Source organism: Agrobacterium sp. OT33 (assembly GCF_017313365.1).
Taxonomy (GTDB): Bacteria; Pseudomonadota; Alphaproteobacteria; order Rhizobiales; family Rhizobiaceae; genus Agrobacterium; species Agrobacterium rhizogenes_A.
On sequence record NZ_JAFLMZ010000019.1, the window covers coordinates 1 to 8,362 of the forward strand.

Consider the following 8,362-nt stretch of genomic DNA (forward strand, 5'->3'; position numbering starts at 1 on the left):
CCGACGGCCGAGCATTGAGGTGCGTGACCAGAGCCGTCGCATCGTAACCATTTCGGGTCAACGTCGGTTCGAGATCGTCGATGGCGCGGGACAGGACCTGCTCGACGATTTCGGCGGTAACCGGCTTGGTGCCGAGGCGAAAGCCCTGCTCGAATGCGAGGGTGAGATGCATCTCGATCTGAAGCGGCGTGCGCAAACGTTCGGCGATGAGGTCGATGGCTTCTTCCTCGAGGAGTTCGCCAACCTTTACGCCTTCGGCCGCACAGGCGCCAAGCAGCCAGGCAACATAGTCGCGGCGCGCGGAGCCGATCCCCTCGTAGTCAAAAATGGTCGTGCGGTAGCCAATCTCCTCCATTTGCGGCCGGCGCAGATCATTGCGCAACCGGGGATGCCCGACAAGAAGTACGGAAAGGAGCACGCCGGCGTCGGCGACCACCTCCATCAGTCGCTTCAGGCCGGTTAAGGTCTTGTGGTGCAGGTCATGGGCCTCGTCGACCACGAGGACGATCGGCCGTTTGCCTTTTTTCATGATGTCGCGCAGGTCGCGCTCCCGGCGCTCGGCCTGCTTGGGGATCTTGACCTGCGCACGATCGCCGGGAGACAAGTCGTAGAACAGGGCTTCAATGAGCGATGGCAGCGAAGTGCGCCGCTTGTCGACCGCCAGCGATTTGGCGAGTGCGACCTTGCCGGCTTTGGTGAGTTCGGCCTCGATGCGGCGCAAAAGGTGGGTTTTCCCCGAACCGACCAGGCCGGAGACCACGACAAGCCGACCGGTCTGGACGGCCGCACACACCTCGCGGATGATCGTGCGCTGATGCTCGGTCTCAAAGTTGCCGGCCCCTTGGAAAGGCCGGTCGAGGCCGTAACTGGATTGAACGTCAGCGAGCATCATTCTTCCTTTCTTCGCGCCTGGAAGCGTTCGCGGATACGGGCCGCGATCATCTTTTTGTCGAGTGTTTCTCCAAGCAGTTCATTGATGAAGGCGCGGTCACCGGCATTCATCGCGCCGATCGGCCGGCCGAGCTGGTCGGCGATGGCCCCACGGGCTGCGAGGCCATTTGGATAAGCGGTCTCTATTGCGGGTTCCGGAAACGGTGTCCGCCGTACACTCAGCCCAGCCGTGGTCGGGGGCAGCGAAGGCAATGGACGATCCCCGCCGGTGACCGCGGCGCGGGGGAGCCCAAGTTGGTCTGCCAGGCGCACCACCTTGTCGAGCCGCTCTTCGAGCTTGCTCTTCTGGTATTTGCGATAGCGAAAGAGGGGAACCGCCCCGCGCGAAGGTTGGAATGGACCGAAGCGCTTGCCCTCATGCTCGACGAACAGTTCCTGATCGAACAGGCCCCAGAGCAAGGTCACCGTTTCGCCGGCAAGTTCGGGCTCGACCTCATAGGATGCGCCTTCGACCGATACGGTCGCGTCTCCAGCAACCGTCCGTCGTTCCGGTTCGCGCGCAAAGGCGCAGAACCGCTCCCAGGAGCACATCGCCCGCACCCCGTCAGGAGGAAGATGCCGCAGCCAATCCTCGATGCGTGCATGAGACTCTGTGCGATGGTCGCCGTTATTGTAGGTGACCAAGGCGCGCCTGAGCCAAAGGTTGGCTTCCTCTTCGTCCTTCGGCTTGTGGAAATGATAGAGGGTCTCGTGCACTTCCTTGATCGTGCGAAACGGCCGCTCGACCTTGCCTTTCGCTCGCGCCGGCGTGCGCCGCTCGCTGTCCGACGGGGGCATATGCGTGAGAACCCGGACACCAAGGCTACCCATGACGGACTGGAAAACGCGCGAGCGGCTCACCGGCCCGTTATCCATATGGATGGTCGTTGGAATCCCCTGAAGCGGCAGTTCCGGTTCAGGCTTGGCGGCGAAGGCATTGTAGAGAAAGCGCAAGGCGGACTCCGCGTCCTCGCCGTAGACGGAGCGGTATTCCTGATAGCTCGCGCCGGAGCGATCATCGACCACGGAGAACAGCATCAGCGTCGGCCGGCCGCGCCCTTCCTCGACCCAAAGCGGCGCTTCCACCTGCTTCAGGTCGGACGGGCTCATGTCGAAGTGCCAGAGTTCGTTGGAACGCCGCGCCTGGAATCGGACGGCAGCCACCGGGCGGGTGACGCGCGCATAATCCAGGCCGGAAACACGCAGCAGCCGATCGACCGTTGCGCGTTTCAAGATGCCGGGCGGTGCACGGACCAGGCCATCGGGCGTCACCACGCCGTCTTCCTCAAGCAGCTTGATGGCGCGCGCCGTGGAGATATGCCGCCCCTTCCGGTTCGCCGTTCTGATCTTCAGGGCCGCGATGATTTCGGCATAGGTTTCCATCTCCGGCTGCGGGGCGATCCGGGAGGTTCCGTGATCGGCGCGCCGTACGGATTTCGGGCGGTTCAACTCCCGCAGCGCCCGATACAGGGTCCAGATCGAGATGCCGTAGGCATCGGCGGCACGAGCAACAATCTCGGTACGGCCTGGATCACGGGGAGAAAGCAGCGACAATCGGCGTCGAAGATCGACAAGAGCCTCTCCGGGCGGCCGCTTTCTCCGCTCAGCCATGGACGTCCTCGGATTCCACTGTTTTGGGAGAGCCACCCTTCTTGCCGATATGACGATAGAGGGTTGCAACAGAAACCCCCATGCGCTGCGCAATATTGCGTACCGGTATGCTGCCTTCCTTCATCAGGGCGCGCGCCGCGGCAATATCGCCCGGGCGCATCGCGGGCGGGCGGCCACCCTTGCGGCCACGTTGCCGCGCCTCGACCAGTCCAGCCGTCGTGCGTTCGCGGATCAGAGCACGTTCGAACTGGGCGATCGCACCGAAGACATGGAAGGTCAGCATGCCGCCCGGCGTCGTCGTATCAATGCTCTCGGTCAAGGACACGAGCCCGATCTTCGCGCGCTCCAACTCTTCCGCCGTCGCGATGAGCTTCTTTAGCGATCGCGCCAACCGATCGAGTTTCCAGACAACGAGCGTGTCACCAGTGCGAAGCACGTCGGAGAGAATTCGGCCCAATTCCGGGCGGTCATCGCGAGCGCCTGACCCGCGCTCGGTAAACACCTTCTCGCAACCGGCGCGTCTCAGCGCCTCAAGCTGAAGCTCCGGATTTTGATCGATCGTGCTGACCCTGGCGTACCCGACCCGCATAGCCATCCAAATGTTCTTGAAAGTCGTTGGACACATAGCATTTTGCGACAACCGTTTCTATAACAGTTTTGAGAAGATTCCATCGCGCCATTCAAGGGGCGTGACGGCATGCGCTATGGCATGCTCAAAAACCCTCGTTTATGACAAACGATCCATGGAAACCAACTATGTGTCTGACGGCCGAATATTCGCGACATGGAGCAGGGAACCTTACGCATCGAAAATCGGGCGGTCCCCGATCTTGTCCCCCTTGTATGGGATACTCCGGGAATTGAGGCGGCGATACCAAAGGATGCGGTCGGCCAGGCCGTTACCATGTTCGAGCCGCAGGAATGCGCCAACTACTTCAAATCTTGCGGATATGACCCCGAGTAATGTGGACGTGCTCTAGGTCACCCAGAGGGGCGCTCGCATCGAGTATAACCTTAAGCGCGATTGCTTCCGGTGAACCATCCTCCATATGTACGGGATGTACAGCCCACACAGACTTTTCGAGAACCACATTCTCAACAGAAACCTCATAAAGCCTACCCGACGCGAGCTCATCGAGGACAGTGCTCCTCATCACGATCGAAATGCCGAGACCAGCTCGAACTGCATGCTTCACAGCCTCAGTGCTCCCGACATTGAATGAGATTGGGAATTGCTCTGCCGCTTGGCCGAAGGCCTCGCGGAGCACGGATCCGGTACCGGTTCCACGTTCTCCGCCAATGAGGGACTCTTGAAATAACTCTGCCGCTTCAATTGTTTTTCGCGTCCTCCAATTATGCTGTGGGGATACGATTATTACCAGCTTTTCCTTCCGCCAAAGGCGGGCTTGATATCCTTTTCGATCGTCCCACCATTCGGTAAAGGCTAGATCAATCTCCTTCCTCAAGAGCTTTTCGATGATTTCAGGATTTGAGGCAACGGCCACCTCAGGTGGCCGGCCTTGAGCATCCTGTAAACGCTTCAAGTGGACTGGCAAAATATAGGTACCGATGTTAGTACTGGCACCCAACGTAATCCGGCCGCTGTGCAGGCGGTCCAGAGATCTCTTCGTGACGGTCAAAAGGCTGCGTGCGAATGGCAAGAATACGAGCCCTTGCCGAGTCGGCACACACTTGTCCTTCCTCCTCTCGACCAGCCGCACCCCTAGTATATCCTCCAATCGTTTCACATTATGTGAGACAGTCGGTTGGGATATCTGAAGCCGTCGCGACGCCTCGTGAAAGCTGCCAGTTTCGATTACCTCTATGAATGCTGCGACATGCGAAAGGCTAAACATTACTTTCTCTAATCAAGGAATTAGTTGAACCTCGTTAATTGCCGCACGAGGTCTTCGGCCTTGGACAAAATCTATAATGTTGTCAGCAGCCTCGTGCTCGATAGCCAAACGCGACTTCGCCACTGCTGAGCCTATGTGGGGTGTCAAGATCGAATCATGTTCGCGATTGAGGAGACCCCCGTGGACCTTGTCAGGCCGGTCGGGTCTGGCCCAGTCCTCCATCTCATAAACATCAGCGGCGTAGCCTCCCAAGCGCCCCGCCTGCAATGCAGCGACAACAGCCTCTTCATCAACCACGCTTCCGCGTGCAGGATTAATAAGAAGTGCTCCTTTGGGCATTTTGGCGAGTTGTTCAGCGCCGAGGAGATGCTTCGTTTCGGCCGAAAGCGGGAGTGCACACACAAGAAAGGTAGACGACGAGATCAACTGGTCAAATTCAAGAGGCTTTACGTTCAGTCTGATCTCATCGGCTTTGTCCAGGGATTGACGATCCCAGTACGACACAATGGCGCCGAAGGTACTTAGGCGCTGTGCTATAGCTTTTCCGATCGCTCCCATCCCTAAAATGCCGATTGCTGTGCCCTGCAGCCCAAGGCCGTAAAACCGAGGGCGCCAACCTTTGTAATCCCTCCTGACGCTCTTGTCGCCTGGCAGAATGTGCCGCCCAAGAGCAATCATCAGACCGATTGTAAGTTCGGCTGTCGGGTCAGTGAGAAGATCGGACACTATCGTGACGTGGACTCCACGCTGCGTGCAGGCTTCGATGTCGAAGTTATCGAAGCCTTTCAGCGCACATGCCACAAGTTGAAGATCGGGAGCGTGCGCGAGTACAGACGCGTCGATCATGTCCGGCATGAACGCCATCATCGCCTTGGCGTCGCTCAATTCTGCGAGCAGTTTCTCGCGGGGCCATGTATCATCAGTATCGTTGCAAACTAAACGAGCGTGGGGAGATAGCTTTGAGATAATCTCCTCGTGGACGCGATGGGTGATTACTACCTTTGGGAGCATTTAATTTATCCTTCTATTGCAGCTGGCGGCGGAGGAGAGCGCCGACCTGGTCAACGATGGTGACCATCAGAAGGACAACGAGCATGATCGCAAGAACCTCCTGATAATTCATGATCCGGAGGGATGTCATCAACTCGAAACCGATACCACCAGCTCCCACAGTGCCCAGGATTGTCGAGGCGCGGAAGTTGTACTCCCACCGATAGATGGTCACATCGGCCAATTGCGGTAGAACTTGTGGCAAGATCGCCCGCGTCACGATCTGGAACGGCGACGCACCAGCTGCGCGTGCGGCTTCTATAGGCGCATTATCGCAATGCTCGATCGCCTCCGCAAAGAACTTGCCCACCATGCCAACCGAGTGAAGACCAAGAGCCAGCACGCCTGGGAGCGCTCCAAATCCCACTGCCGCCACGAAGACGATGCCCATAATCAGCTCCGGGATCGACCGTAGACCATTCAACAATCCACGCGAGATCATATAGATGACAGCGTTGGGTGCTGTTTTCCCTGAGGCGAAAAAGCCAACTGGAAGTGATATCAGTACCGCGATCGCAGTCCCAGCTATACTCATCGCCAGAGTGTCGATGAGAGGGCTGATCCACTCCAAGCCTCGGTTGAAATCCGGGGGAAACATTTCCGTACCGAGCTGCCAGAGCGCAGGAAACCCAGATCCCAGACGCTCCAGATCAAGAAGACCGGAGTGATAACTGCTAACAATGATCACACACGCAATTGCCAACGCGATCACGCCAGCTCTGGTCCAAGCTTTGTTTTGATGTTGAAGGATAGAGTCGTAGTCGGCCGACGGCTGTGTCATCACATATCCTGGAAGAAAGGACGCAGGCCAGCGCCTGCGTCGAAAGGTGAGAAACTGTCTCGAACGCGCCTTACTGACTCAGGTCCAAGTTCAGCACTTTACCGAGCTCACGGACGACGTCGTAGGCTTTGTCATCGATCGGAGCGAACCCATCGGCTTTGAAGGATGCCAATACCTTTTCGTCTTTAAGGTCGATGAAGGCTTTGGTGATCGCCTCTTTCAACGAAGTGTCAAGATCCGACCGCATGGTCCAGGGGTACTGCGGGAACGGATCGGACTCGGCGAGGGCGATAACTTTCTTAGGATCAATGGTGCCACGAGCGACCATTGAATTGTAGATGGGCAACGAAAGTCCGCCAATCTGAGCATTGCCATTCTGCACTGCAATAGCCACGGCATCATGCGACCCTACGAAGTTCTCGCTATAGTCTTTTCCAGCCTCAACTCCGGCCTTAAGCAGCATAGATTTCGGGATAAGGTGGCTTGAGGTGGAAGCCACGTCCCCAAACGCGACCTTTTTCCCTTTTGCATCTTCAAGGCTTTCGATGCCAGCCTCTGCATTGGCGACAACTACAGCGCGATAGGTAGTTTCGCCATCCTTCATAAGTGCTGCGAAAGGCTCGATATCAGCCTTGGTTTTCGCGAGCGTGTAAGAGAGCGGCCCGAAATAAGCCAACTCAAGCCGGCCGAAACGCATCGCTTCGATCATTGACGAGTAGTCGGTCGTTACGATCAGTTCAATCTCCCGACCGAGTGTCTTCTCAAGATACTCCTCGAGAGGACGATTGTTTTTGATGACAGTGGCGGCGTTCTCGTCCGGTAGCAACGCGACGCGCAATGTCTCTGGATTTGAGCCAGCATGCGCCAACGAACTCCAGCCAAGAACGGCGAGGAATGCGAGGGACAGAAGCTTCTTCATAATGCGGCCTCCATGGCAGCTAAAGGTTGATCATACTCGTAGTTGGACAAATCTTGTGTTGTGGTCGGATTTCTTGGGGCGCTGCGGTAGATCGACGCACACATTTGATCGGTCAGTTCGTCGACAGCGGCGTCCGCAACCACTTCCCCGTCGCGCATAGCAATGACCCGGTCGCCGAACCGGCGAGCTAGATCGATCTGATGAAGGCTGATCACAGCAGTGATGCCGTCGGCTGTGCATATTTCGCGAAGCTGCGACAGGACCTCGACAGCCGTTTCAGGGTCCAGACTTGCAACGGGCTCATCTGCAAGGACCAGTTGGGGCTTCTGGACCAGCGCGCGCGCAATGCCCACCCGTTGCTGCTGACCGCCGGATAGTTGATCCGCCCTGACGAGAGCCTTATCAAGAAGGCCTACGCGTTCAAGGCATTCCAACCCCAGCCTTCGATCCGAACGCGGCATAGGGAACAACGTACGCCAGCCAGAGTGGTAGCCCAGGCGGCCCGTCATGACGTTGTCGAGCGCGCTCAAGCGCCCTATGAGTTGGTGCTGCTGGAATATCATCCCAGTTCGCCTTCGGTGAATGCGAAGCTTAGTTTCCGCATCCAGAGCACCAATATCGTTAGAAGTGATCGAACCAGACGTCGGCGCAACCAAGCCGTTGAGTGTCCGGATGAGGGTAGATTTGCCTGCGCCGGATCTACCGAGGAGCACGACGAACTGACCCTGGTTGAACGTCAATGTCGTTGTCTTCAAAGCTTGGGTGCCGTTGGCATAGGTCACGGCAACTCCGTTCAGAGCCAGCATCACAATAATCCTGATCGTTAGTGGTGCATCGATTGAATATTTGCATCACTATGGGCGACATATGACGTCCGTTTATCAGGCTCGTGAAACTTCAATGACAGCACTTAAACTCAGCTCTACCTCCTCGCGTAGCTGCGATGGAGAAATTTCACCCAGAGCCGCCTGATCATGACGGCCCGGTCCCAATTCTACACCACCTTGACGGATGCTATCCCATATTCGGCCAGATAAACCGGCCCTTCTCCAGCCGCCGGGTAAAAAGGCAGGCGCCCAGACCATCATGCCAGATGATCTTCAAAATATCCGATCTGCGGCCCCTGAAGACGAAGAGATGCCCTGACAACGGATCATGCTGCAGAACCTCCTGCACCCGAAGCGCCAAGGAGGGAAAGCCACAGCGCATGTCCGT

Annotated in this window: 9 protein-coding genes; all 9 read right to left on the minus strand. The window is 57.4% G+C overall.

The annotated features are described in order from the left end of the window. Nucleotides 1–892 (minus strand): ExeA family protein (locus tag JZX88_RS25875; protein WP_206915178.1); only part of this gene is annotated, 892 nt, incomplete at its 3' end. After that, nucleotides 889–2,541: an IS481 family transposase gene (locus JZX88_RS25880; protein ID WP_003501095.1), complete on the minus strand. Its 1,653-nt coding sequence runs from the start codon at nucleotides 2,539–2,541 to the stop codon at nucleotides 889–891. The genes JZX88_RS25875 and JZX88_RS25880, both read right to left, overlap by 4 nt. After that, on the minus strand, nucleotides 2,534–3,136 hold the full coding sequence (locus JZX88_RS25885; RefSeq protein WP_003501098.1) for a recombinase family protein: 603 nt from the start codon (nucleotides 3,134–3,136) through the stop codon (nucleotides 2,534–2,536). Before JZX88_RS25885 ends, JZX88_RS25880 begins: the two co-directional genes overlap by 8 nt. 340 nt (nucleotides 3,137–3,476) lie before the next feature. Then, nucleotides 3,477–4,397 carry a LysR family transcriptional regulator gene (locus JZX88_RS25890; RefSeq protein ID WP_003501100.1) on the minus strand — a complete coding sequence of 307 codons (921 nt, stop codon included), beginning with the start codon at nucleotides 4,395–4,397 and terminating at the stop codon, nucleotides 3,477–3,479. Nucleotides 4,398–4,409: 12 nt separating this feature from the next. Further along, complete coding sequence (locus tag JZX88_RS25895; RefSeq protein ID WP_003501101.1) at nucleotides 4,410–5,408, minus strand: phosphonate dehydrogenase; 999 nt, start codon at nucleotides 5,406–5,408, stop codon at nucleotides 4,410–4,412. 13 nt (nucleotides 5,409–5,421) lie between these two features. Next, a complete protein-coding gene (phnE, locus tag JZX88_RS25900; protein WP_006473411.1) occupies nucleotides 5,422–6,228 on the minus strand; it encodes a phosphonate ABC transporter, permease protein PhnE in 807 nt (268 codons plus the stop codon). A 70-nt stretch (nucleotides 6,229–6,298) separates the two neighbouring features. After that, on the minus strand, nucleotides 6,299–7,147 hold the full coding sequence (gene phnD / locus JZX88_RS25905; protein ID WP_003501103.1) for a phosphate/phosphite/phosphonate ABC transporter substrate-binding protein: 849 nt from the start codon (nucleotides 7,145–7,147) through the stop codon (nucleotides 6,299–6,301). Next, nucleotides 7,144–7,953, minus strand: coding sequence for a phosphonate ABC transporter ATP-binding protein (gene phnC / locus JZX88_RS25910; RefSeq protein ID WP_006473175.1), 810 nt, complete (start codon nucleotides 7,951–7,953; stop codon nucleotides 7,144–7,146). The genes phnD and phnC overlap by 4 nt, the downstream gene beginning before the upstream one ends. 208 nt (nucleotides 7,954–8,161) lie before the next feature. Continuing rightward, the coding region (gene tnpB, locus JZX88_RS25915) for an IS66 family insertion sequence element accessory protein TnpB (protein WP_137326918.1) at nucleotides 8,162–8,362 on the minus strand (201 nt) is incomplete at its 5' end.